The organism is Paraburkholderia sp. GAS448 (assembly GCF_050435685.1).
GTDB lineage: Bacteria > Pseudomonadota > Gammaproteobacteria > Burkholderiales > Burkholderiaceae > Paraburkholderia.
In genome coordinates this window covers 251589-277229 of sequence record NZ_JBNDKT010000007.1, presented here as the reverse complement: position 1 = coordinate 277229, position 25641 = coordinate 251589, and the positions used below count along the sequence as shown (strand labels likewise).

The window sequence follows — 25641 nt, the reverse complement described above, 5'->3', positions numbered from 1 at the left end:
CAGGTCGCCACTGCCGATCGCGTCGGCGAGATGCTTGACCTCACCTGGTTCGCCACCAAGCGCCCGCGTAGTGTCACGCGTGATCCACCAGGCGATCACGCCGCCTGTCGAGATCGCCAGCGCGGTCAGCACGAGCATGAGAACCTGGAACGTGCGGCCGATTTCTCGCGCCGCGTTTCCCTGTGCGCTGTTCACTTGTGTACGTGCCTGCTAGCAACGAAAATGCTCGAACTTTACGAATGGCCGGCTCACCCGGAAAATGCTTGCGCGGCAGGTGATCTGGATCGCCCGCAAGTCACCTCGGAGTTCGAGTAGTCAGATGATTGGCTGATCTGGCTTCAGCGCAATAAGATGACGACGGTAGAAGTCCGGTGAGGACTTAGTCATCACGACCTTATCGCCTGCCAAAGAAGTCGCGCATGACGGCGAGCGCAGCCTCAACGGCGTCCTCGGAGACGTCGAGGTGTGTAACCCAGCGCTGCTGCGTCGCGCCATACGCAGAAGTGACTCCAATGCCGTGCGCCGCCAGGTGAGCGGAAAACGTCCCTGCTATCTCTTCGGCAACATTGACGAAAACGATATTCGTCTCGGGCGCCGACACGGTCAAGCCGGGGAACGCCGACAAACCCTCTGCGAGGGTCCGGGCATTAGCGTGGTCATCCACCAGGCGCTCGACGTTGTGCTCAAGCGCATATAGTCCGGCTGCCGCGATGATGCCGGCCTGCCGCATGCCTCCGCCGAGCATCTTGCGCAACCGCCGCGCTCGCGCGATAAAAGGGAACGAGCCAGCAAGCACCGATCCTATCGGCGCTCCCAATCCCTTTGACAGGCAGACGGAAGCGGAGTCGAACGGCGCCACTAGCGTCGCTGCCGGGACGCCCAGTACAGCGGCCGCGTTGAACACGCGCGCGCCATCCAGATGGCACGAAAGCCCATGCCGGCGCGCGAGTGAAGTGGCAGCATCAACGTAGGCCAAAGACAGGGCCTTCCCGCCGATCGTGTTCTCGAGCGCGAGCAGACGCGTGCGGGCAAAATGCGGATCGTCTGGCTTGATGGCCTCTTCGATATCAGCGAGCGAGAGCGTCCCATCGGGCTGGTTGGTCAACGGCTGCGGCTGGATGCTTCCGAGCACCGCGGCACCACCTGCTTCCCAGCGATAGCAGTGGGCCTTCTGGCCGACGATATACTCGTCGCCGCGCTCGCAATGCGACATGAGTGCGATAAGATTTGCCTGAGTGCCCGACGACACAAGCAGGGCAGATTCCTTGCCGAGCATTTCGCAGACTTTTGCTTCGAGTCTGCCTACGGTCGGGTCGTCTCCGAAAACGTCGTCGCCCACTTCGGCTGCTGCCATTGCAGCACGCATTAAAGGGCCTGGTCTGGTAACGGTGTCGCTGCGGAAGTCGTAGCGGATTGCAGTGCTCATTGGATTTCCTTCAAAGAGCGGCAATCTTGGCATTTTGGTCGCGGCAGGCCAATACACAGCAGCGGCGAATCTGTTAGATAACAGATTCGCGACGATGAGTTGAACAGCATGCAGGTAACTGAATCCGTTTTGCCACGATATAAGCGACTCGCCCAGCAATTGTGGGAGGGAATCGTACATGCGGGACTTGACGAAGGTAGTCGCATACCGTCCGTGCGTACGCTGGCAGTGCAGCACGACGTCAGCCTCACTACTGCGGTGCAGGCCCTTCGCTGGCTGGAAACGCAGGGGCATATCGAGGCCCGCCCCCGTTCCGGATATTTTGTCGCCCGGCGACCGGAGCGCACGGGCATCGCGCGAGCAACCGGGTGGCCCAACCCACCTCCAGAACTCGATCCCCAGGCTCGTGATCACCTTGCTATGGTAGGTGCGCCGTGTGCGGTTCGTCTGGACCTCGCTGTCGGGGAGCCGTCGCTGTATCCGGTCGACAGGTTGAACGTCCTGCTGCGCCGCCGTGCGTATCAGCAACCGGATCTGGTCGGCGCGCATGCGCGGGGGGCGGGACACCCTGACCTGCGGCAAGAAATCGCTCGTCAGGCGATGCAGTATCGCTGCGAACTCGACCCGGACGAGCTGATTGTGACGAACGGTTGCATCGAAGCGCTGAATCTTGCGCTCAGGGCGGTGACGCGACCCGGCGATGTCGTGGCCGTCGAGTCGCCGACATATTTCGTGCTGCTGCAAATATTGGGCGCCCTCGAACTGCGCGTCCTGCCGATCCCGTGCCGCACCGGCACCGGGATGGATCTCGATGCGCTGAAACGTGCCCTCGATGAAACGCATGTCAAGGCGGTCGTCACGATCGCAAACGCCAATAATCCGATCGGCACCATCGCGACAGACGCAGACAAGGCGGCGCTCGTGAGCCTGTTACAGGAGCGCGACATTCCCCTGATCGAAGATGACATCTTTGGAGACGTCTGCTACGACGAGCTGCGTCCGCGTCCGGCACGTGCCTTCGATACGTCCGGCAATGTGCTTCTATGCGGCGGCTTCTCGAAGAGTCTGTGCCCTGGCTTGCGGCTTGGCTGGATTGCGGCGGGAAAGTTCAGTGAAAAGGTTCGGGCATTGAAGTACACCACCAGCATGGCCACGGCCGAATTGCAGCAGACCGCAGTCGCCGGGATGCTCTCCAGTGGCGGTTTCGCTTTGCACCTGAGACGGCTCAAATCTGCGCTGCAGGACCAGCAGCGTGCACTACGCGATGCTGTCCTTCGTCACTTTCCCGAAGGCACAGAAATCAGCCACCCGCGTGGCGGATTCGTTCTCTGGGTAAAGTTGCCAGCCACCGGCCACCCTCGCGTCAGCACGCGCCCTATGTTTGAACAGGCACGCGCCGAGGGTATCGGTTTTGCCCCAGGGCATTTGTTCGGTCAGGGCGGCGCCTACGATGATTGCCTGCGATTGAACGCCGGTTATCGTTGGACAAACGATGTGGAAAAAGCGGTCGAGCGTCTTGGCGCGCTAGCCCGGATCGCCGCTGCTGCGTCGCAATAGCGTGCGCGACACAGAGCAATGGCAACAGGCGCTAGATGAGCGACACATACACCACCGGCGGCCCCACAGGCTCACGAACGCGTCGCCTGTGGTCCTAACCGGCCGGACTCTGCTTGCTCAAGCCCGCGTCCGACAACGCGCACAGCGCGACGGCGGACCAGTCATGCTCAGCGCCGATGCCTTGCGAGCGCAAGCTCAAGAAGCGGTCGCGGACGAGGCTCGCGAGCGGTAGCGGAACGCCAAGTGCTTCGGCGGCCGCCAGCATCAGGCGGTTGTCTTTCTGGCCAAGCGGCAACGAAAAGCCCGCTGGCTGGAAGCGCTGTGCCGCAATCAGCGAGCCATAGATCTTGTACGGCGGTGCGTTGAAATTGGCGCTGGTCAGCAACTCCACGAGACGCATAGGGTCAATGCCCGCCTTCCCCGCTACTGCACATGCTTCACCCAATGTTTCGATAATCACCGAAAGCATGAAATTACCGATCAGCTTCACCAGGTTCGCCTGAGAAGGATCCGAGCCGACGATTCCAACCGACTGTCCTAGTTGTTCAAGCAGTGGCACCGCGACCTCAAGGTGCTCATCTGCGCCCGCGGCCATGATGAAGAGCTTACGCGCCGCTGCTGCATCGGGTCGGCCAAACACTGGGGCCGAGACAAAGCCCAGTCCGGCTTCACGGTACCTCGCTGCGTTGTCCTGTGCACAAGCCACGCTAATCGTACTCATCGAGATGTGCAGCGCGCCGCGCTTCAGCCCCGCGGCGATACCCGCATCGCCGAACGTGACTGATGCGTGCGCGGCATCGTCGGCCACCATCGTAAATATCACTTCAGCCGACTGTGCCGCCTCCGCGGGGCTTGCCGCAACGCTCGCGCCCGCTTTGCGTAGAGGTTCGGCACGCGCGGGACTGCGATTGAAAACATGTACGTCATGCCCGGACTCGATCAGGTTCATCGCAATCGCGGCGCCCATCGAGCCCAGACCTACAAAACCAATCTTCATGATGGAATTCCAAATAAACGGCCAAGCGGACAAGGCGCCGCTCAAACTGCAAATTGATAGACCTCGCGGCTGACCTCAGGTGTGACGTCGCCGTGTTCCCCCAGTGCAGTCATCCCGTGCTCTTCGAGCTTCGCGATCAGCGTCCCGATGGTGCTGCCGCCAATCTGATAGTCGCGCAGGCGGGTCCCCACGGTCATCCGCTCGAAGAACACTCGGGTCGCCGTGATTGCGGCAGTGATGCGTTCGTCGTCACTGCCTTTGGTGATGCTCCATACACGCTCGGCGTACTGCAGCAGCTTCTCCCGCTTCTGCTCGCGGCGCACAGTCAGCATCGCCGGCAGTACGATGGCGAGCGTTTGCGCGTGGTCGAGTCCGTGCAACGCGGTGATCTCGTGGCCCAGCATGTGCGTAGCCCAGTCCTGCGGCACACCTGCACCGATCAGACCGTTCAGCGCCAGGGTCGCCGTCCACATCAGGTTTGCACGCACATCGTAGTTGTGCGGCTCGGCAAGCGCTTGCGGACCAACTTCGGTCAGCGTAATGAGCAACCCTTCGGCAAAACGGTCCTGCACCCGCGCGTCGACCGGGTAAGTCAGATATTGCTCGACGATATGGACGAACGCATCGACCACGCCGTTGGCAATCTGCCGCGGTGGCAACGAATAGGTCGTCGTCGGATCGAGCACCGAAAAAACCGGATAGGTCGCGTCACTGCGGAACGGCAACTTGTCGCCTTTCGCGCGGTGGCTGATGACGCCGCCATTGTTCATCTCCGAACCGGTGGCGGGCAGCGTCAGCACGCTACCGAACGGCATCGCGTCACGCAGATCGGCCTGCCTGGCAAGAATGTCCCAAGGGTCTCCGTCAAACTTCAGCGCAGCCGCGATGAACTTGGTGCCATCGATCACCGAGCCGCCGCCTACAGCGAGCAGGAAATCGATGCCTTGCTCGCGGGCAAGCTCAACCGCCTGCATCAGGGTTTCGTAAGTTGGATTCGGCTCGATGCCGCCAAAGACGAACCAGGCGCGTTCACCGAGCGCAGCCTGCACTTGCGCGAGCACGCCGTTGCTCTTGATGCTGCCGCCGCCACACGTAATAAGAACGCGCGCGTCGGCTGGAACATACGCATCGAGCGCGGCAATCTGGCCTTCGCCGAAAATGATCCGGGTGGGGTTATGAAACGTAAAGTTCTGCATTGATTCTTTCTTCCTTACACTAATTTGGCTGATCGCCGCACCCGTTTCTTCATCTCATCGCATGATGCGGTTGTTCCGGATATCACTCCATAGCAGGAAGCGGCCGTCGCCGAACCACACGGGCCCCTCACTAAAGCGCATTCTCGTCGCAAGCCGCTCCACTGCGGCATTGGCAATGCGGTATTTCAGAAAGCGCGGATCGAGGACCTCCACCGCCGGATCCGGATAGGTTTCGCTCCGTCACCACATTGGAACCCCAGCCATCATTCATCTTCCACTTGCGATCCGCGGGGCCGGCAGCTCAGTCGTCCTTCTGGATATACGCTTCGAACGCCTGCTTGTAATCGGGATGCCAGCGCGACAGGGCCGGTCGATTCTCGACGATGTCTCCTGCAGCCCACAGAATGCGTCGCTCGTCGAGGGACCGAGGCACATCGTTGTCGGGGCACAGAATGTAGAAGTCGTTGGCGCCCAGCCGCTCCAACATGAAATCGACGGTCTGCTCAGGCGTCCAGGCAGCGGCCGGCTTCCCGATACGACCTTTCGCGGTAAGAGCCGTAAACACAAAGCCTGGGATTAGCAAATGCGCTCTGATCTGGCAGCCTGGCGTATTGCGCAATTCGTGCTGGAGCGCTTCGGTAAACGCCTTCAGACCGGCCTTGGACACGTTATAGGCCGGGTCGCCGGGCGGCGTCGTGATGCCCTGCTTCGAACCGGTGTTAATGACGAGGCCCGGGCGGCCGCGTGCGATCATCCCGGGCACGAAGGTCTGAGTGCCACGAATGACGCCCCACAGATTCACATCGAGCACCCGTTCCCAGTTAGCAGCCGCCCCGAACATGGCGCTACCCGGTTGAATCCCTGCGTTGTTCATGAGGATATCCGTACCGCCGAAGCGATCCCGAACCGCCGCCTCGAGGCGGCGCAGGTCCTCTGCGCGGCTCACGTCCGTCTCGACGGCCATCACATCGTTTCCTCCTCGCACCGCAAGGCTGCCAATCTCCTGCGCCGCACGCATGAGGTGGTCCTCACCTAGATCCGCGATGCAGACACGAAGTCCAAGCTGCGCGAACCGCTTCGCAGCAGCGAGTCCAATGCCGGCTGCACCGCCCGTCACGACAGCAACCGATCCGGGAGTAAAAGCAAAGTGTGTCATCAATAGTTCTTCCTGGTTGTTCATAAAACGTCAACCGGCGACAGACCGTGGCCGCCGACAAACGCAGCGACTGACAACGGCCATTCCCTATTCACTTGATATTGCTCATGGTTCACTCCAGCCGCGCGCAGGGCGATTCACCCGTGGGTTAACCGCCGTTCAGCCACCTCTTTGGACACGAGGATATCGCCGATAATTTACATCGTCAACTGACGACTTATATTTTTGCGAAGGGCCAGACCATCAAACAAATGGCAAGGAAGTCACAAGCGTCAGGCTGCACAGCGCGCCACACGAGGACGGTCGAGTTAAAGCGGAAGCAGCAGGACCGCCACACTCGCCAGGCCGCCATCTGCAGTCCTTCAACCGAGGAGTAAAGAAACAGTCGAAGCCGCCATCGCGTCAACAGCGTGTCGTTGTACTCGCTGTAGAACGTATTGAGCCTGCTTTCAATCGACACACTGCGGTCGTTCAATTGAACAAACCACATTGCGTTGAAGATCCCTGCAATCTCGTGCGTGTGAACTACGTCGGTCAAAGCGGGCTTTGGGGCCTTCATGACTCTCTGGTTTCTGCAGCGCTAAAATAAGTCTTCGCACGACGACTTATGTTTTGATAGAGTAGATTCTTCGGGAGCATGGAGCGCACCTCGCCATGCACCCAATGTGGACATGCACTATCTCAGGCCGTCGCGAAACAAGCGTTGTCTGCGAGTGTTGGCAGCAGTTAGCGGCCCCAAACCAGGGTGTTTTCAGGATCTGCCAATCAAACCGATTCAGGTTCGTCCGCGTCTCGCCGCCAGTCGGCCATCATCGCGCTGATCGTCGTGCGCAGCTCAAATCCGCGAAGGCCGCAACCGAGGAAGCCGGAGAGCGCTACCGCAGCATGGTTCTGTCAGCGTTCCAGCAGGTTGAAGACACCTTGCCCTGCTGTCCTACCTCGGCAGCGCGCTTAGCGAGCAACGGGAGGCGGCAGATGCAGCCCAGTACTCGGTCGATCTCGCGTTGCGCCAATACCGGCAACGCACCGTGGGTCACCTCGATGTCGTGCAGGCGCAGACCGTAGCACTCGACGCACAACGCAGCGAGCTCGATATCCAGACGCGTCAGCTGAGCGCAAATGTGCAACTCTTGCACGCGCTCGGCGGAGGATGGTCGAGCGACGAGCTCACGCAAGCGGCTGCAGCCCCGGCACTCGTCGCGACAACAATGGAACACAACGCAAATTGAAAGTCTATGCAGCTATACGGCAACGAACGAACGGCAGCAATCGCGCATCGGCGCGCAGAACACGGCGCGCAACGTCAGCAAGGGACAGTGTGATGAAAGGCATTTCCACGAGGCAGCAATCGGCCACCGCCTTCCTGGTGGTTATCATGGCGTTCCTGATCAACATGATGGGAACAACCTTACCGACCGCGATCTATCGATACTACCAACTGCAGTACGGCTTCACAGCAACCGTCATCACGGTGATTTACGCCTGCTATGCGATTGGTGTCCTCGGTGCGCTGCTGACCGTCGGCAACTGGTCGGATCAACTTGGTCGTCGGCGCATGCTGCTCGCCGGTCTATGTGCCTCGGCGGCGTCAGCGGTAACCTTCCTCCTGAGCGGTGGGCAATGGGGTCTCATGCTGGGGCGACTGCTCTCGGGTGTCTCGGCTGGCATCTTTACCGGAACCGCGACCGTCGCGGTGATCGAACTCGCGCCGCCTGCATGGCGCAGGCACGCCACCCTCGCGGCCACCGCCTCCAACATGCTGGGCCTGGGTTGCGGCCCGTTGTTGAGCGGGATACTCGTCGAGTTCCTGCCACGGCCGATGCAAATTCCGTATGTCGTGCATCTGGTACTCGTTGCGATTGCAATGGTGGGGGTATGGAGTGCGCCGGAAACAGCACAGCTTCCGGAACGCGTGAAACTCGGGTTTCAAAGAATCTCATTGCCCGCCGAGGTACGCGGCGTGTTCGTACCAGCGGCGGTAGCCGGGTTTGCCGGGTTCGTCGTGGTGGGCTTCTTTGCTGCCGTTGCACCGCAACTGATCCGGGCCGTACTCGACTATCACAGCGGTGTCGTAATTGGCGCGATCGTGTTCCTGCTTTTTGCATGTTCGGCTCTTGGGCAGACGGTACAGGCTTCCATCACGCCACGCTGGCGGCAGCCCGGCGGATGCATTGGGCTGCTTGCCGGCTTGCTGGGTGTCGCGCTGTGCGTGCCGGAGCGCTCACTGGTCGCGCTGCTGATCGGCACGGCACTGGCTGGAATTGGACAGGGAATCAGCCTTCGCGCGGGACTGGGAGAGCTGGCGGCGAAAAGCCCGCCCGACCGGCGGGCCGAGGTTACATCAAGCTTTTTCGTCGTGCTCTATGTCGCAATCTCGCTCCCCGTGATCGGCCTGGGCATGGCTGTGCAGGTCGCCGGCATTCAACGCGCCACGCTAATCTTCTCTGGCTTGACGGTCCTGCTTGTCCTGATCGCGCTGCTTCTTCTCCTGCGCGTCGAAGCTCGTGGAATTCCAACGACAGACACAGGACGAGGCTAACCGATTCGTACAACTCGCTCGACGTGCGCCCTTTGATGCGCCTCATAATCTCGCTCGGCGCCGCCTCTCGCCTTACGGTCCCGGCTGGCCACAGACGCTGCTCGCGACAGCGGCGTCATTGCTGGACCGCCCCCGACCGGCGCAAGTGCACGCCGACGACGCGCCGCGTAAAGTGCAGCGCACCGCATACCACCAGGACGTCGATTGCGAAACCCATATGGATCGCATGCACGACGGCGGCCTGACCGCCTCCGAGCGCCAGGCTGCGCGAGACAAGCGTGCCAATCGTGGCCGTTCCCAGCATGCCGCCGACCATCCGCGTCGACTGGATCAGCGCGGTCGTAATGCCGAAGCGAGTAGGCCCGCTCAATTCCTGCGCAAAGACGTTCAGGTTGTTGAAGATGAAGCCGAGCCCGACGCCAGCCACACCCATCGATGCAGCGCCCAGCGCATGAGGGCTAGTTCCGCTGAGCATCGTCGCGCCGATGCAGCCCGCGCCGATCAGCGCAAAGCCGACCGTGACGATTGTCATCGGCGCACGCAAACGCGTGACGATCCGCGTATTCGCGAGACTGCCGAGTGCCAGGCCCACAGGTAGCGGCGTTACCGCGATGCCGGCCGCCTGCGGTGTCATGCCGAAGCCCGTTTGCAGCAGCAGCGGCATAAAGAAAAGCAGCGAAAACATCGCGAAGCCCGCGGCAAACGACAGCAGGAAGAGCAGCACGAGATTGCGGTCGGCGAACAGGTCGACCGGCAGAATCGGATGCGCGTGGCGTTTCTCGCACTCGTACAACAAGACACATGAGCCGATCGCAATCGCGACAAACGCGAGCATTGAGGAGGCAAGCCCCCTGGTGGGCAGCCGCTCGATGCCCATTTGCAGCGATCCGAGCAGGATCGACAGCAACAGTGCGCCGGTCCAATCGATTGTGGTGCGCTGTCTGTCCCGTTGTTCGATACGAGGCAGATACCGAATCGAGCAATAGAGGCCGGCAAGCCCGACGGGCAGGTTGACGAGAAACGTCGCGCGCCAGCCATAGACAGCGCTCAGGAATCCGCCGAGGAACGGCCCGGCTGCCGTCGCGATTCCGTAGGAACCCGCCATCACGACCTGCCAGCGCACACGGGCGTGCGGATCGGGAAACAGATCGGGGATCGACGCGAATGCTGTGCCCACCATCATTCCGCCGCCGATCCCCTGCAGCGCCCGTGCGAATACAAGCATCCCCACGCCTGGCGCGAGTCCACATAGCGCAGACGCGACCACAAACGTGGTGATCGATGCAATCACGAAGCCCTTGCGGCCGAAATAGTCGCCGAGTCGGCCGAAGATGGGTACCGACACGACGGACGCAAGCAGATAAACGCTTGCAATCCACGCGTAGTATTCAGCGCCATTCAGATCGGCGACGATGGAAGGCAGCGCCGTACTGACGACCGTCTGATCGAGTGCGACGAGCATGTTGACGAGGCCGATACCGAGCATCGCCAGCAGTGATTCACGAAATGAGCGAGCAACGGCTGTGTCATGCTGCACAGAACGACCTTCTTCGCGCCCCATTAACGCCTCCATGACCGTTCTCGATCGCTGCCTGGCGCGAGCTTGTTCGGTTTGTTCAGTGCGTGCCGATCTGCACGGATTCGCAGCCATCTTCGAATGGCTGGCACGCGATCAGCTGGTTTTGCGACACCGGTGTCGTGCCGGCGCGGCCCTGAAGCAGCGCTTCCTGATACATCCGCTGCCAGAGTCCTTCAACCGCATAAGGATCATTTCCGATCAGAACGGGCGCGAGTAATTGCTAGACTGCCACGCGCAGCAGTTCGCCGCCTGCGCTGCCGACGTAGCAAAAGCCGATACCCTCGACGCCGTCGCTCGAGCGGACTTTGACGAGACCATACTCGCGTTTCGCCACCGTCCGCGTGGCGAACGAAGTCACGCGTTCCAGTGGAACGACGGCCGTGCAAACGGAAATCGATTCGATTCGTGGCATTTCCAGCACTCCTCCTGTTGAACGGTGGCCGCGCGTTTCAGGACACGCACTCACTCGCAATGAATTGTGATAACCCGTGACGATCAAAAACAGTATCCTGTGGTTTCTTTAAAAGATAAAAGTTTTATCGATGGACTCTCGTTATCTGCAGAGCTTTGTCTACGTGGTCGAACTCGGATCAATCGCGGAAGCCGCGCGTCGACTCGACCTGACGGCGGCCGCCGTGGCCAAACGCGTGAAGATGCTCGAAGCCGAACTGGGGACGAAACTCGTGCGCCGTTCCGGCCGCACGGTCGCAACGACCGAGGCCGGCGAACGCATCCTTAATCGCGCCCGCACGGTGCTTCATGAAGTCCGCGACCTGAAGTCCGATCTGCACGACGCGCCAGTCCTGGCCGGCCAGCTGCGCCTCGGCGGCACGCCGACGATGATGACGAGTCTGATCCCGGACGTCCTTGCGAAACTGCTGACTCGTCATTTACAGATCGATATCTATCTCGAACCCGGTACTTCGACGGATCTGTACCGCAAGGTCGTGAGCGGCGACCTCGATGCCGCAGTGCTCGTGCAGCCGCTTTTCGAGCTGCCGAAAAGCTGTGACTGGCACACGTTCCGCGAGGAACCGCTGGTGCTGTTGACGCAGGCATCGATGCAGGTCACCGATCCGCATGCGACGCTCCAGACAGAGCCGTTTCTGCGCTATGACCGCAATGTCGTCGGGGGCCAGCTCGCCGACGGCTATTTGCGACAGCACGGCATCAAGCCCCGTCAGCGCTGCGAGCTCGACGGGCTCGATGCGCTCGCGGTAATGACGGATCGCGGGCTTGGCGTGTCGCTCGTTCCCGATTGGCTCATGACGCGCTTCGCGGGCCTGTCGCTGGCGAAATGGCCGCTCCCGCATCCGTTCCCCAAGCGCGTAGTGGGGCTGTTGTGGAACCGCTCGTCGGCGCGCGTGCGCCTCGTGCAAGAGTTTCGGGAGGTGACCGTCGAATTGTTGAAAGAAAACCTGCACGGCGCTGACGCGTAAGCCATTTCCACCGCATCCGAAACGACTCTTTGCCGGGCGCAAGGGCGCGCAGGCACGGTTCGACGCTCACGCGGATAGCGAGAACGATGATTCGCCTGGCCGGACCAAAAAATAATTAGTGTTTGAAGCAACCGGCCACCACTTCTTCATGCGCCTATCGCACGCGATACTCCTGTCGCCAGCGATAGCGGGACGCTTGTCGTTCATTCAGGCAACACATGAACGCTTCGCCAATTTGCCCGCCACGGCAACCGATAACATCAAGGTGGGCCAGGAGACTGTCATGTTCGTCCGTACCTCTCTCGCCCCGGCGTTTGAATCGAATGACGCCGATTGGCTTTTCAGGCGTGTCGCATTGCGTTTCATGCCGCTGCTGTTCGTTGGCTACGTGGTTGCATATCTCGACCGTGTCAACGTGGGCTTCGCAAAACTGCAGATGGTCAACAGCCTGCACCTCAGCGAAGCTGCGTATGGACTCGGCGCAGGACTGTTTTTCGTCGGCTACTTCTTTTTTGAGGTGCCGAGCAACCTGCTGATGCATCGATTCGGCGCACGGCGCTGGATTGCACGCATCATGGCGACGTGGGGGGTGCTGTCGATTGCGACGGCCTTCGTGCAGACGCCGGTGATGTTCTACGTCATGCGATTCTGTCTCGGCATCGCGGAGGCCGGCTTCTTCCCCGGCATGGTCCTCTACCTGACCTACTGGTTTCCGTCTCACCGCCGCGGCAAGATGATCGCGCTGCTGATGGCGGGCAATCCGGTTTCGGGTATTTTCGGCGGCCCGCTCTCCGGGTCTATCATGCAAGTGATGCACAACACCTGGGGAATGGCCGGCTGGCAGTGGCTTTTCATCATCGAGGCATTGCCCGCAATCGTGCTTGGGGTTGTGGTCTTCTTCTATCTCGACGACCGTATTGCCGACGCAGAATGGCTCAGCCCCGATGAAAAGCGCATGATCCAGGACGAGATCGATGCAGATGCGTCGACGCACACACACGGCTCGGTGCGGATGGTGTTCACGTCGGGGCGCGTTTGGCTGCTGTGCCTGATTCTGTTCGGCATCGTAATGGGCTCATACGCGATCGGCTTCTGGCAGCCGACGATCATCCGCGGCACCGGCATCCGCGATCCGTTCATGATCGGCCTGTTGACGATGATCCCGTACTCGGTCGCACTCGTTTCGATGATCACGGCTGGCCGCAGCGCCGACCGCACGCGCGAGCGGCGGCTGCATGTCGCCATGCCCGCGGTTGTGGCCGCGCTCGGATTCACGATCTGCGCGTTCAACGGCGACCATGCACTGCTGTCGATGATCGGGCTCACTCTCGCAGCGAGCGGTGTCGTGACCGCGTTGCCGATGTTCTGGGCGCTGCCTACCGCGTTCCTCGGCGGCACGGGAGCGGCAGCGGGCATCGCGTTGATCAACTGCACAGGCAATCTCGCCGGGTTCATCAGTCCGTCCGTAATAGGGTGGCTGAAGACGGTCACGCATACTTTGACGTCGGGGCTGCTCGTCGTCGCGGCTTCGCTGACGTTATCCGCTGTGCTGATCCTCGCGCTGATTCCCGCGCGGCTGGTGAACAAGTGATGTCGATGCGCCGGGGTTTCGCCTACCCGCCGATATCACCGATGACGACAACACCGCCTCCAGTGGCCCGCCCCAAGAGCACCAACGTGCGCACCGCGCCCCGCTGCACACGGGAACGCTGGCTGGCCCTTCGAACACCAGCTGATTCTTTGTCGAAAAGGCGGCCCAAGGTCTCCGTGCCCGTATTCACGGCGCCGTAGGCCGCCGTCAAGCGCATACGCAAACTGAGACGTACTATGAGTACTCTCAAGCCGAGCTAATGCTAATCACCTGTCGCAATTCCCATCAAATTGAACATTGTGGATATTTTGAAAAGTTGCATTGTACTGGTCTCCAACTCAGCGGATGGTCACCTGTCGACTTACGAGCTCGACACATCGACACCAACGTTGCGTGCCAGCGAACGGCATGCGATCGGCTCCCAGGTGATGCCGCTCGCGGTCTGCGCCGATCAGAGGACGATCTACGCAGCGACGCGAGGCGTCGCGCCGTCGCTCGTAAAATGTGCGCTGGATACGCGCACCGGTCATCTCACCGACGAATACCGCATTGCGATCGATGCAAGCCTCGTATCGATCGCGACGGACCGATCGGGCCGCTTTCTGTTCGGCGCATCGTACGGCGGCCACGAAGTGATCGTGTACAGTGTCGCGCGGCTGGATAGCGGTGACAGCACTCCGCTCCAAACCCTGTCCGGCGTTCGAAATGCGCATGCCGTGGTTGTATCGGACGACAACCGTTTTGTCTACGTGACGTCTCTCGGCAACGACGAGCTACTCTGCTGCGAGATCGACGAGAACCAGACGCAGTTGCTTACAGTGGTCGATACCGTGTCGTTTGAAGACGGCTTCGGTCCGCGTCACATGCGTCTGTCGCCCGGCGGAGAATGGCTCTACGTTCTCAGCGAATTTCGTGCAACCGTTGCCGTGTTCCGGCGCGACGCCGCCAACGGCAAGCTGGGACTGCACGGCGTATCTCCGCGTGCAAGCGTCCTTGCCGGGATGAACGATGGCTTTGCGCGGCCTCCCGCTACCGATCCACAGCCAGACCCGACAACGCTTTCATCGCTGATCTGGGCCGCAGATATCCATGTACGTCCCGATGGCCGCTTCGTCTATATCTCCGAACGTACGACGAACCGCCTCCTCGTGCTGCGCGTGAGATCTGACGGCATGCTGGAACATGCCGGCCACGTCGAAACCGAAGCGCAACCGCGCGGCTTCTGTATCGATCCGTCAGGTCGGTTTCTCGTCGTATGCGGTGAGAGATCGACGCGTGTCTCGCTATTCAGCATCGACGCGGAATCTGGCGCATTGGCGCTATGCTCATCCAGTGGCGGCGGTCAAGGCGCAAATTGGGTTGAGATCGTCGCCCGAACCTGGGCACCGCGTATTTAGCTTCGGCACATCCGCAGAGGGGGAGGTTTTCGCCGCAACGACGAACGTAAGGAGAATCACCTGGCAAATACATTGCTGCCATTTTATTTGTTTCATATCGAACGTTTAGCTTAACTATACTCAGGCATTGATGCGCCGCCAAAGGCAGTATCGATGTACGAGACGGAGCGCCGTCCGGAGGTTTATTTTATCGACGACGTGCTCGCCCGTCCGGCTGCGTCCCTGAGCAATCTGGAGGAAATTTTGACCAGGTTACTGGATGAGAACGCCAAAGGCGTATATCTGATCGCAGTGACACCATTTACAGATGACGGCAATCTGGATCTGGTGAGCACCGACCGAATGGTGGATTTCTATCTTGAAGCCGGGGCGGCTGGCCTGACGATCCTCGGCATCCTGGGCGAAGCGACCAAGCTCACAGCGGAGGAGTCGCGCACGTTCGTCAAGCGCGTACTGTCCAGAGTAGCAGGCCGCGTACCCGTTGTGGTCGGGGCTTCGGCATCGGGTTTTGCGCCAATGCGCGAACTGGCGTCGAGCGTGATGGACATGGGCGCCTCCGGCGTTATGGTGGCGCCCGCGCCGACGCTGCGCACCGACGAACAGATCGTGGCGTATTTCGATATGGTCAACGCAACGCTTGGCGAACGCTGCCCCTGGGTCTTGCAGGATCACCCTGTGTCTACCGGTGTGCAAATGTCCACAACGGTGATACTGCGCATCATGAAGAATTCGGCGACATGCGTCATGCTGAAACACGAAGACTCGCCAGGACTTGCCAAATTGTCTGCGATCCGCGCCGCAAGCGAGAAAGGCGACGTCAGGCGGCTCTCAATACTCACTGGCAACGGCGGCGGCTTGTTCTTGCCAGAGGAACTGACACGGGGCGCCGATGGCGCGATGACCGGCTTCGCCTACCCCGAAATGATGGTTGACGTGTGCAAGGCTCACGCAAGCGGGGACATTGACCGGGCGCACGACATTTTCGACGCGTATTTGCCCCTTGCACGATATGAGCAGCAGTCGAACATCGGTCTTGCGGTGAGAAAGCATTTGATGGCGCAACGAGGAGTTCTCGCCTCGTCAGGGCTCCGCAAGCCCGGCCCCCGATTGTCGGAGGCTGATATCGCCGACGTCGACCGCCTGGTCAGAAGGCAGACGAAGAGACTGCGCGAACTTCAGTAGCAACTGCTGGCTGGCGGGGCGATCCCGTCGCGCCAGCATCCTGCCCGCCGGACGGCGCGCCAACAGTGGATCGCACCACGAAATGCTGACTTCACTACTGCTGCGGGCTGGTCGACTCGTCTGCAGGTTCCGCGACAGCATCGATTTCGATACGCACGCCGTTGAGCGCGCATCCGATAGTGGTTCGTACGGGGGCGGCACTCCCCATCACTTTGGCATAGACGGCGTTGAACCGCTGAAATTCGCTCATGTCGGACAGATACACCTGGACGCGAACGAGCCGGCTGAAATCAGTGCCGGCGTCTTCCAGAACAAGGCGCAAATTATTGAGCACCGCGGTCGTTTGCTCTTCGATCGTGTCGCCGACAATGTTTCGTTCGGGATCTCGGGGGACCTGACCCGCCACAAAAATCAGACCACCCGCGCGGCGCCAGAGACTATAGTGGCCACCCTTCGACGGTTGCCTGGTAGATTCGCTCATCGGTTAAGTCCTAAGCTAGAGGGAAAAATCGACAAGGGTCCGCGTGCGCTCGCCTCTCAACGGTCACTACATCAATGCTAGTGGTCGGCGGAGGGGTCACGTTATGAGGCCCCAGCGGTTCAATCTAACACTACTTTGGCAGATTTGTGGTAAACCTCCGAAGCGATCTTTTCCCGGACAAGCCCAGGTTCACTCCGTCGCGCCTGCCTGGCGCAGCGCATCGGCCGCCGCCGTATTGCGCTGTGCGATAGCCATTTGCAGTGCGGTGCCGCCGCGCGCATCCACGTGGTTCGCGTTGGCGCCGTGCGCCACCAGCACCGGGATCATGTCGAGGCGGCCAAACAGCGCCGCAAACGAGAATGCGGTTTCGCCGGCATTGTTGGCCTGATCGATATTGCAGGGCGTATCCAGCAGTATCTTTGCGATGTTCGTCTCGCCCTTGAAAAGTGCGCCCATTAGTGCGGTATTGCCGTGCTGATCCGCCGCGCACGCATTGGCGCCGGCGGCAAGCAAGGCCTTGAGCGTGTCCGGATGATTGTCATACGCGCTAAGAATCAGCGCCGTGTATCCCTCAGGCGTCTTTGTTTCGAGCGGATAGTGCGCGTCGATCAGTAACTGGACGATATCGGTTCGTCCGGCACGCGCCGCGGCAAACCAGTCGTCGGTGTACTTCGATGCGGCCGCTGTGTTATCTGCTCCCGAGTACCCTTGCGACAGGTACATGTGCTGCGCGCAACCCACCGTCATCAATACCGCTATGGCCGCGGCCGCCGCGCTGCGAATCCTGCGCCGCGCGGTAGAAATGCATTGCATGTGTGCTCCGTCGAAAGTCGGTTGCGGGCAAAGATGAGCCTGCTCGCGCAGGCTCAACGCTACGGCTTAGTTTTCGCTCAGGTGCGCAGCCGTACTCTGCACCCTGGACAGATCCGCGTGCGTCGCCTTCGCAAGACGGGTTCCGTAGTCGGAATCAGCCTTGTAGAAGTACGACAGCATCGCGTACTTGTTCGCATCGTTCGTTACGTGTGAGAGGTCCGCCGACAGCGCCGTCACCAGGTCCGTCTTGTCCTGATCGGACAAGGTGCGGTAGTACTCGCCGGCCTGACGGAAGTCGAGCGTCTTGTGGATCGCCTGTTGCTGGATCGTACCCGACACCGGTGTCCGCACGGCCTTGTACTTCGGCTGCTCGGAGATTTCGTTGATACCGGAGGGCTCGTAGTTGACTTCACCCTTGCGGTCGCTGCCATTCATGAAGCCGTCCTGGTTGTTGTTGTTCACAGGCACAACAGGACGGTTGATCGGCAGATCCATGTAGTTCGGTCCGAGACGGTACATCTGCGTATCGGCGTAGGCGAACAGGCGACCCTGCAACATCCGGTCTTCGGAAGGCTCGATACCCGGCACGAGGCGCGACGGCGCAAACGCGGACTCTTCCGTGGACTGGAAGTAGTTGTCCGGAATGCGGTTGAGCGTCATGGTGCCGATCTTTTGCTCAGGAATCGACGTCGGCCATACCTTCGTGTCGTCCAGCGGGTCGAAGTCGTACTTGGCCAGATCCTTCGGCGACATCACCTGGATATACAGGTCCCACTGCGGATACGAATGTGCCTTGACCGAGTTGTACAGGTCGTTGGTCATCATGTTCCAGTCGGCGCCGATCGAATGCGGGATGTCTTGCGGGCGGATGCCCTGGACGCCCTGGCGGCTCTTCCAGTGGAACTTCACGTAGTGAACTTCGCCCTGAGCATTGACAAACTTGAACGCGTGCACGGCGAAGCCATCCATGTGACGGTACGAGTCAGGCATGCCCTCGTCCGTGTACAGGTGCGTCAGCATGTTGGTCGCTTCGGGCGAGTGAGCGAAGAAGTCGAAGGCCAGGTTCGGATCCTGCACGCCGGTCACTGCCGACGGTTTGTTCGCATGCACGAAGTCCGGGAACTTGATGGCGTCACGGATAAAGAACACCGGCCAGTTGATGCCGACCATGTCCCAGTTGCCTTGCTGCGTGTAGAACTTGATCGCGAAGCCGCGCGGGTCGCGAGCCTGCTCCGGCGATCCGCGATAGCCCATCACAGTCGAAAAGCGGACGAAGACTGGGGTCTTCGTGCCCGGCGTGAACACCTTGGCCGTGGTCAGCGAGCTGATGTCGGTACTCGGCACGAACTCGCCGAAGAGGCCGGTGCCACGCGCGTGAACGACGCGCTCAGGAATGCGCTCGCGATCGAAGCGCTGCAGTTTCTCAATGAGATTCGAGTCCTGCAGCACAACCGGGCCTTCGGGACCGGCGGTCTCGGAGTTCTGATTGTCGGCGACAGGCGCGCCAGTGTCACGGGTCATCACGCCTTCCGCGTGAGCCAGTTCAGCAAGACCGATGGCCGAGACAACGGAGAGAATGCTTACTGAGAGATAAGCCTTAGATCTTTTCATGGTGGATTCCTTTTTAACACGGGGCGCGAGGGCATGTCAGGTCGCGGAAGCGCGATCGTCGATTCCGAGGGCAGCTAGTTCGTGCTCGACGTCAACCTCTGGCACAACCGCTGCTGCATCTTAGGGCGGCAATTCAGACATTCAGGAGACGGGGAGATGACAAATTTTTCATGCCTCGCGCTATTGAATTGATCAAAAAAATCTATTGCCAAAGTGGAGGTTGAAAGCTCACGCTCGTTGTCCATCGTAACGACGTGATATCAATCGTCCAGAAAGACCTTTGGCTTAACCGTCGAGCCGATCCGATTGTGGACGAAATCAGCGTTGGCGACGGTCGATGTATCGTCCTCGATCAAGCGTATCGGCAGGCAGTTGCCTTTGATGTAAGGCAATCCTGCCTTGACGTACTGTGCAAGTGCTTGCGCTTCGTAGATATGCCGCATGGGAAGACTCGCGGCACCGGTCCTGAATCGGCCACTGCCGCATGCTCTCCGCGACTTTCGCTCTTAGCGCCTTACTCTTCTGGCCGTAAGGCTCCTAACATCGACGTGTCGACCAGAAAGCCAGCCGAAAGTAACCTGTTTTATACGCGTCACAGGAGGCACTTACGCCACCTAACTCATATGGATTCCTACATGTCAATCGAAAGACTTCCCCGGTCCTTTCAAGCAGGCGCCCTCAAGGTAACCGCCCCAGTGTGCGCAGGTGTCGCTATGCTCGGCGTTACCGCCAGCTGACGCGACGAACGCACATAACCTGGATCCAGCTTCGCCCTGTGGGTGATTCTGGCCAAGGGCGAGCGCTTCGATCCGTCGTATGTGCCGACTCGCCTGGCGCCCGCTGACCGTGGCACCGCAACCGCATGACCGGATAGAGCTTGCTAAAAAGGGAAAGTCCTTATATGCGGTATGGTCTGCGCGCCTATTGGATCTATAAAGACAAACCATTGGCAGTCGGGTGTCGCAAACCATAGCATGCTGCTCAGCCCATCCGCCGACTCATTGTCCTTACATGCAACTGCTCTCGATCGGGATCAATCACCACACCGCGCCGGTCGCCTTGCGCGAACGCGTGGCGTTCCCGCTTGAACAGATCCGACCCGCGCTGCAGACGCTGAGAGCCGCCTGGCGGGGGCGCAACAGCGTGCGCGGCGGGGCGGCGCACACTGCGCCGGCGGCTGAACCCCCCGCCTTCAGCAGCGACGCGCTCTCCGAAGCGGCGATCCTGTCGACCTGTAATCGCACCGAAATCTATTGCGCGAGCGATGACCCAGCCGCCCCTGAGCACGCGATTGCGTGGTTGTCCGCATATCACGGCATTCCGGCTGACGAGCTGGCGCCACATGTCTACGCGCTGCCGCAATCGGAGGCGGTGCGCCATGCGATGCGCGTCGCCTCGGGCCTCGACTCCATGGCACTCGGCGAAACGCAGATCCTCGGTCAGATGAAGGAGGCGGTGCGCGCCGCGTCCGAGGTCGGCGCGGTGGGCACCTACCTGAACCAGATGTTTCAGCGTACCTTCTCCGTCGCCAAGGAAGTGCGCGGCCAGACCGACATCGGTGCACATTCGGTATCGATGGCCGCGGCCGCGGTGCGGTTGGCGCAACGGATCTTCGACGAAATCTCGAGCCAGCGCGTGCTGTTCATCGGCGCGGGCGAGATGATCGAGCTGTGCGCTACCCATTTTGCGGCGCGAGCGCCCCAAGCGCTGGTAGTCGCGAACCGCACCCCCGAGCGCGGCAGCAATCTGGCCAATCGCTTCCGCGGTCAGGCTATTCCGTTGGCGGATGTGCCCGAGCGGTTGCACGAGTTCGACATTGTGGTGTCGTGCACCGCGTCGACGTTGCCGATCATCGGCCTCGGCGCAGTCGAGCGCGCAGTCAAGGCGCGCAAACGCCGGCCGATCTTCATGCTCGACCTCGCGGTGCCACGTGATATCGAGCAGGAAGTTGGGCAGCTCGAAGACATCTTCCTGTACACGGTCGACGATCTGGGCACGATCGTGCGCGAAGGCACCTCGATGCGCCAGGCCGCGGTCGCGCAAGCCGAAGCGATCATTGAGACGCGGGTTCAGGGGTTTATGCGGTGGCTCGAGCAGCGCAGCGTGGTGCCGCTGATCCGCCATATGCACACGCAGGCAGACAGGCTGCGGCGAGTTGAACTCGAGCGTGCGCAGAAAATGCTCGCACGCGGCGACGACCCTGCCGCAGTGCTCGAAGCACTGTCGCATGCGATCACCAATAAATTCATCCACGGTCCGACGCATGCGCTCACGCATGCTTGTGGCGACGATCGTGACAAGCTCGTCAACCTGTTGTCCGGCTTCTACAGTCATTCAGGGTCGCCCGGGCGTTAGCGGCGCTCGCTGCATTTCTCTGCCGGCGCGCGCTGTCACTCTAATGAGAAAGCGACGCAATACCGGCCAGCGCGAGCTATCGCCTGTAAGGCGACGGCGCCGTGTCAATCACGTTCACGCGAAACATGGACGAAGCGAAGACCTTCTCCCAAAGTACACTGAAATACTTGCGGCGTGGACACTGGCTGGTATGTCACTGGTGACAGTGATCGCACCGTAACGGTCGCGGTGTTGGCGGGCATCACGCGATACTGAATCAACTCGAGCACCGCCGCGCCGTCAGGCCTTACGGTAAGGTGCTCGTCAGCGAAATCGATGCCATTGGCAGGCACTTCCATGAAATCACGTATCGCAAATCCGCCAGATATTGCGGCAGCCGGCGTCGCGCTCCCTGACCGAGCAGGGCGTGATCGTCAGGTACGCCAGAAGGCGTGAAGGTCGCACCCCTGAAGGGGACTCTAGCCTTTACGACGGCGTGGATTCAGGCAGAGCGTGGAAAATACAGCGCGAAGGTCGTGTTGTCGCGATTGCTCACAACTTCCACCTTGCCCCGATGCGACTCCATGATCGACTTCACGATCGCAAGACCCAACCCGGTGTTCTTGGCTGACCCGTGTCTCGCCGCATTGACTCGATAAAACCGGTCGAAAATTTTCTCGATGTGCTCAGGGGGAATGGGCTGCCCCTTATTCGTGACCTCGATGGTCACATAGCCTTCCGATTCGTACGTACGCAGTTCGATGTCGGTTCCCACCGCGGCGTGATCCAGTGCATTGGACATCAGGTTGCTGACTGCCCGGCGAAACATGGTTGGGTCCGCGGAGATCGTGGCGTTGCCATCGATGACGAAGCGGACCCCCGTCCCTTCGGCGATGCCTTGAAAATACGAGGTAAGCCTCGCGAGCTCGCCGCGGCAGTCTACTTCACCCAGCTTGAAATACTGCTTTGAATTGTCGTTTCGCGCGAGAAACAACATGTTCTCAATCATTCGATGAAGACGCTCGCACTCTTCAATATTGGAGTCGATCAGGTTTTCGTATTCTTCCGTCGTCCTAGTGCGGGACAGCGTGATTTGCGACGAACTGATCACGTTCGCTAACGGTGTTCGCATATCGTGAGCCAGATCCGACGAAAACTGGCTCAGGCGCATGAACGCCCGTTCCAGACGGTCAAGCATGCGATTGACCGATACCGCAATTTCCTGCAATTCGATGGGACCCGCGCTGATATCGAGGCGCTCGTTCAGCCTGTGCGCTTCAATGGTTGACGTCTGACGGCCAATCGCTTTTACAGGCGAAAGTCCCCTGCCCGCTATTGCATAACCCAGGATGCCCATCAAGATCGACCCCGCGGCAATCGCTAGCCAAACATCGACTTGATAGGTGTCGAGTAGCGATTGCCGTTCCGCCGCCACGTGCGCGAGAACGACGCGAATCCCTTCGCCTGAGGGCAGAGTTTCGTCCGCAAAGATGCAGCGGGACGTTCCGATGGTTGGGGGATCACACGTATACGCCGTATGTTGACCGGGGTGACTTGACCCGATAGATCTCAACTCGCGCGACGGCTTGTTCGAATGCTGGACCAGGATGTCGCCGCGGCTGTTCGCGATCAGGAGATAGACGGCAGGATGCGACTGCAGCACTTCATGGAAAACCGCACTTTTTTGGCGCAGCACCTGTGTTGAACCGAAATCGCGAGCCTGTTGTAGAAACTGATCCAGCTTCTCGGCGATCTCGGTGTCATCTCGCCGTTGGAGTTCGAGCCCTAGCGTGTTGTATAGCAGACCACCCACCAACGCAAACACGAATAGCGCAACGACCGAGATCGCTACCGTCAGGCGCTTGAGTAGAGAATACGGTCTGGCGACGGCAGGTCTGGCAGAGGCAGTCAAGATCTGTCCTCGAGCACGTAGCCCATGCCTCGAACGGTATGCAGCAATTTATTGTCGAATGCGCTGTCAATTTTCGCGCGAAGGCGTTTGACAGCAACGTCGACCACATTCGTGTCACTGTCGAAATTCATATCCCAGATCTGTGACGTTACGAACGTTCGTGTCAGCACCTCCCCTTGCCGTTCAGCAAGAAGTTGCAAAAGCGCAAATTCCTGGGCCGTCAGGTCGATGCGCGCGTTCCCACGTCGACTTCTCCGTTTGATCAGATCGATCTCAAGATCCCCGACTACCAGGACATCGCGCGCTGTACGTGGCGCCCGACGGATCAGCGAGCGAATCCTCGCCAGCAACTCGGCGTAGGCGAACGGCTTGGAAAGGTAATCGTCGGCGCCCGATTCGAAGCCGGCGACTTTGTCTTCGACCGTATCCCGCGCCGTGAGCAATAGCACGGGCGTGTGCTTTTTTTCCATTCGCAGGCGTTTAAGCACGCTGAGTCCATCCAGCTCCGGCAGCATCACATCGAGCACGATCAGGTCGAAATCCTCGTGCAACGCGAGGAACAGTCCGTCCCTCCCGTCCGCGGCGATATCGACAGTAAAGCTGGCTTCCGTCAGCCCCTTGCGAAGGTAGGACGCCATCTTGGGCTCGTCCTCAACGATCAGGATCCTCATGACACGAATACCTTTTAGGTCAGGAAGCTAAAGCGGAGCCAACGCCGCATTGTCGAAGCTATCCTGGCGATTGATACAGACGAATGGCAAGAAAATTACATTTTTGCCATCTTGGTGCGGATGACTTATCAGTCATTTTCGGCCAGGTTGTGGTTGCGAGCAAGCCGATGGCCTCAAGTGAATCGTACCAGTTACGCGCTGTTTCGTCTTTGGGGCGCTCATCCTCGCGATGACGAAGGAATGACCGAAAAGTCATTTTCGCGCCACACCACGTTCATTGCGCCGAGGCAAAAATCAGATCACTCCACGGTCAACCGGAACGGCTTTCGGGTCGACCTTCATTCCAATGCTTGAGTGATCACAGAAAATGCAAAATATCCATACGTCTTCGATGTGCATGCGAGCTTTTCACAGCTTCGTTAGCGATGCCAACGATACTGACGATATTGGCCGGGGCGCCCAGTCGCGCCGGACAGCGCGCGCGGAGGCGACATGCTGACCCGCAGGCGGCTTTTTGTATCGATTGGCTCCGCCGGCGTCGTGGCCGTCGGCAGTCTGATCGCTTTTCATGCGTTTTCTCCGGCCGAGGCGAACACGACGCCACCCTCCGCCGTGGCGTCTAACCAGCCGGTACCCACCGCAGTGGACGTGCCTCGCGAGGCGCTCGCCAATATGGATCTGCACTTCGCCAACGCCGAGCTCCGGCCGCTTGTGCGCTCGGTGCAGGCCACGGGCGTGGTCAGTTTCGACGCAAGGCATCTCGCTCAAGTCAGTTCTCCATCGCGCGGGCGGATCGAAGCAATTGACGTTGTGGTGGGGCAACGCGTGCGGGCGGGCCAACGGCTCGCCGTCCTGGATGACTTCGATCTCAGCGATGTGCGCAGTCAGGTGGCGAGCGCCCAGGCCGCGGTCACGGACGCGACGGTCGCGGCCACGACCGCCCAGGTGGCGTTGACGCGTGCCACCGAGCTGGTTGGCATTGGTGCGATGGCCCAAAGCGAACTCGAGCGCCGTCGTTCGATGGTCGCAAGCGCGCAGGCAACGTTACGCTCGCGCGAGGCGGAGTTGCAAAAGTGGCTGGGCATGAGACAGCGGCTGGTGCCGACCGGGTCGCTCGCGAGGGGTGGCGACAACGCCGCTTTGACCAGACTGGGTCCCGGCGATTCGTTGGGCGCTGTAGTGGCGCCCTTTGACGGTGTGATCAATTCGGTGGGAGCCGCGCCCGGCGATATCGTCGACACGTCGCTGCAGATCTTCGCAGTGGCGGATCTTTCGACAGTCTGGTTGCAAGCCAATGTCCCTGAACGGGAATTGGGCACCATCAAAGAGGGTGACGCGGTCGCCGTCACGGTCGATGCGTATCCCGGCAAACAGTTCGCCGGACACGTCACCTACATCGCCGACCAGGTCGATCCGAACACCGGTACCGTGACCGTGCGGTGCGACCTGCCGAACCCCGACGGTGCCCTGCGCGCCAATATGTTCGCCACAGCGAATATCGCGTCGCCGCTCGGTCGCGATGCCGTACTGGTGCCGGATAGCGCGCTGCAGGACGTGGATGGTCAAACAGCGGTCTTTATTCCGTCCGGCGCCGGCCACTTTGCGAAGCAAGTCGTCCGCACGGGTGTCAGCAGCGGCGGGTTCACTGAAATTATCGAGGGCGTGAAGGCGGGTACGCAGGTCGTGACCAACGGCAGCTATTGGCTCAAAGCCGATTTCCTTCAGAACGCCATTCCGGACGAAGGCTGAGAGGCCACCCC

General features: G+C 60.3%; 21 protein-coding genes and 3 pseudogenes. 9 read left to right on the top strand and 15 right to left on the bottom strand.

The features are described from left to right. Positions 1–394: 394 nt before the first annotated feature. Positions 395–1426, bottom strand: coding sequence for a low-specificity L-threonine aldolase (gene ltaE / locus P3T23_RS16495; protein WP_429317219.1), 1032 nt, complete (start codon positions 1424–1426; stop codon positions 395–397). A 108-nt stretch (positions 1427–1534) separates the two neighbouring features. On the opposite strand from ltaE, the gene P3T23_RS16490 reads away from it, so the two are divergent. Continuing rightward, positions 1535–2983, top strand: a complete 1449-nt coding sequence (locus tag P3T23_RS16490) for a PLP-dependent aminotransferase family protein (protein WP_429317218.1) — start codon at positions 1535–1537, stop codon at positions 2981–2983. A 94-nt stretch (positions 2984–3077) separates the two neighbouring features. Here P3T23_RS16490 and P3T23_RS16485 read toward each other — a convergent pair whose 3' ends face one another. From P3T23_RS16485 to P3T23_RS16465, 5 genes and pseudogenes are all read right to left on the bottom strand, one after another. Continuing rightward, positions 3078–3980: an NAD(P)-dependent oxidoreductase gene (locus tag P3T23_RS16485; protein ID WP_429317217.1), complete on the bottom strand. Its 903-nt coding sequence runs from the start codon at positions 3978–3980 to the stop codon at positions 3078–3080. A 41-nt stretch (positions 3981–4021) separates the two neighbouring features. After that, positions 4022–5176 (bottom strand): alcohol dehydrogenase, encoded by a 1155-nt coding sequence (yqhD, locus tag P3T23_RS16480; protein WP_429317216.1) that lies wholly within the window; start codon positions 5174–5176, stop codon positions 4022–4024. Between the two features lie 57 nt (positions 5177–5233). Beyond that, positions 5234–5389: pseudogene (locus P3T23_RS16475) on the bottom strand (SMP-30/gluconolactonase/LRE family protein); the annotation flags it as partial. A gap of 88 nt (positions 5390–5477) precedes the next feature. Beyond that, entirely contained in the window at positions 5478–6332 is an 855-nt protein-coding gene (locus tag P3T23_RS16470; RefSeq protein WP_429317215.1) for an SDR family NAD(P)-dependent oxidoreductase, read from the bottom strand. A gap of 217 nt (positions 6333–6549) precedes the next feature. Further along, positions 6550–6891: a hypothetical protein gene (locus P3T23_RS16465; RefSeq protein ID WP_429317214.1), complete on the bottom strand. Its 342-nt coding sequence runs from the start codon at positions 6889–6891 to the stop codon at positions 6550–6552. A gap of 469 nt (positions 6892–7360) precedes the next feature. On the opposite strand from P3T23_RS16465, the gene P3T23_RS16460 reads away from it, so the two are divergent. Further along, the gene (locus tag P3T23_RS16460) at positions 7361–7561 is read left to right on the top strand and encodes a hypothetical protein (protein ID WP_429317249.1); all 201 of its coding nucleotides are present in this window, start codon (positions 7361–7363) and stop codon (positions 7559–7561) included. Beyond that, positions 7483–8871 (top strand): MFS transporter, encoded by a 1389-nt coding sequence (locus tag P3T23_RS16455; RefSeq protein WP_429317213.1) that lies wholly within the window; start codon positions 7483–7485, stop codon positions 8869–8871. Before P3T23_RS16460 ends, P3T23_RS16455 begins: the two co-directional genes overlap by 79 nt. 115 nt (positions 8872–8986) lie before the next feature. On the opposite strand, the gene P3T23_RS16450 is transcribed toward P3T23_RS16455, so the two are convergent. Beyond that, on the bottom strand, positions 8987–10357 hold the full coding sequence (locus P3T23_RS16450; protein WP_429317247.1) for an MFS transporter: 1371 nt from the start codon (positions 10355–10357) through the stop codon (positions 8987–8989). A 211-nt stretch (positions 10358–10568) separates the two neighbouring features. Beyond that, positions 10569–10862, bottom strand: a pseudogene (locus P3T23_RS16445) (mandelate racemase/muconate lactonizing enzyme family protein); the annotation flags it as partial. A gap of 130 nt (positions 10863–10992) precedes the next feature. On the opposite strand from P3T23_RS16445, the gene P3T23_RS16440 reads away from it, so the two are divergent. The 4 genes from P3T23_RS16440 to P3T23_RS16425 all read left to right on the top strand — a co-directional run bounded on the left by P3T23_RS16440 (position 10993) and on the right by P3T23_RS16425 (position 16059). Continuing rightward, the gene (locus tag P3T23_RS16440; RefSeq protein WP_429317212.1) at positions 10993–11889 is read left to right on the top strand and encodes a LysR family transcriptional regulator; all 897 of its coding nucleotides are present in this window, start codon (positions 10993–10995) and stop codon (positions 11887–11889) included. Positions 11890–12172: 283 nt separating this feature from the next. Further along, the gene (locus P3T23_RS16435; RefSeq protein WP_429317211.1) at positions 12173–13480 is read left to right on the top strand and encodes an MFS transporter; all 1308 of its coding nucleotides are present in this window, start codon (positions 12173–12175) and stop codon (positions 13478–13480) included. Between the two features lie 299 nt (positions 13481–13779). Beyond that, entirely contained in the window at positions 13780–14877 is a 1098-nt protein-coding gene (locus P3T23_RS16430; protein ID WP_429317210.1) for a lactonase family protein, read from the top strand. 153 nt (positions 14878–15030) lie between these two features. Then, positions 15031–16059 carry a dihydrodipicolinate synthase family protein gene (locus P3T23_RS16425; protein ID WP_429317209.1) on the top strand — a complete coding sequence of 343 codons (1029 nt, stop codon included), beginning with the start codon at positions 15031–15033 and terminating at the stop codon, positions 16057–16059. A gap of 94 nt (positions 16060–16153) precedes the next feature. On the opposite strand, the gene P3T23_RS16420 is transcribed toward P3T23_RS16425, so the two are convergent. The 4 genes from P3T23_RS16420 to P3T23_RS16405 form a co-directional block, all read right to left on the bottom strand. Continuing rightward, positions 16154–16540 carry a RidA family protein gene (locus tag P3T23_RS16420; RefSeq protein ID WP_429317208.1) on the bottom strand — a complete coding sequence of 129 codons (387 nt, stop codon included), beginning with the start codon at positions 16538–16540 and terminating at the stop codon, positions 16154–16156. Positions 16541–16729: 189 nt separating this feature from the next. Next, complete coding sequence (locus P3T23_RS16415) at positions 16730–17353, bottom strand: ankyrin repeat domain-containing protein (RefSeq protein WP_429317207.1); 624 nt, start codon at positions 17351–17353, stop codon at positions 16730–16732. Between the two features lie 66 nt (positions 17354–17419). Next, complete coding sequence (locus P3T23_RS16410; protein ID WP_429317246.1) at positions 17420–18874, bottom strand: catalase; 1455 nt, start codon at positions 18872–18874, stop codon at positions 17420–17422. Between the two features lie 350 nt (positions 18875–19224). Further along, positions 19225–19407 carry a hypothetical protein gene (locus P3T23_RS16405; RefSeq protein ID WP_429317206.1) on the bottom strand — a complete coding sequence of 61 codons (183 nt, stop codon included), beginning with the start codon at positions 19405–19407 and terminating at the stop codon, positions 19225–19227. 568 nt (positions 19408–19975) lie between these two features. On the opposite strand from P3T23_RS16405, the gene hemA reads away from it, so the two are divergent. Continuing rightward, entirely contained in the window at positions 19976–21319 is a 1344-nt protein-coding gene (gene hemA / locus P3T23_RS16400) for a glutamyl-tRNA reductase (RefSeq protein ID WP_429317205.1), read from the top strand. 104 nt (positions 21320–21423) lie between these two features. On the opposite strand, the pseudogene P3T23_RS16395 reads toward hemA, so the two are convergent. From P3T23_RS16395 to P3T23_RS16385, 3 genes and pseudogenes are all read right to left on the bottom strand, one after another. Beyond that, positions 21424–21702, bottom strand: a pseudogene (locus P3T23_RS16395) (VirK family protein); the annotation flags it as partial. 98 nt (positions 21703–21800) lie between these two features. Then, positions 21801–23210 carry a heavy metal sensor histidine kinase gene (locus P3T23_RS16390; RefSeq protein WP_429317204.1) on the bottom strand — a complete coding sequence of 470 codons (1410 nt, stop codon included), beginning with the start codon at positions 23208–23210 and terminating at the stop codon, positions 21801–21803. Next, the gene (locus P3T23_RS16385; protein ID WP_429317203.1) at positions 23207–23881 is read right to left on the bottom strand and encodes a heavy metal response regulator transcription factor; all 675 of its coding nucleotides are present in this window, start codon (positions 23879–23881) and stop codon (positions 23207–23209) included. The genes P3T23_RS16390 and P3T23_RS16385 overlap by 4 nt, the downstream gene beginning before the upstream one ends. A gap of 492 nt (positions 23882–24373) precedes the next feature. On the opposite strand from P3T23_RS16385, the gene P3T23_RS16380 reads away from it, so the two are divergent. Beyond that, positions 24374–25630, top strand: a complete 1257-nt coding sequence (locus P3T23_RS16380; RefSeq protein ID WP_429317202.1) for an efflux RND transporter periplasmic adaptor subunit — start codon at positions 24374–24376, stop codon at positions 25628–25630. Positions 25631–25641: the final 11 nt, after the last annotated feature.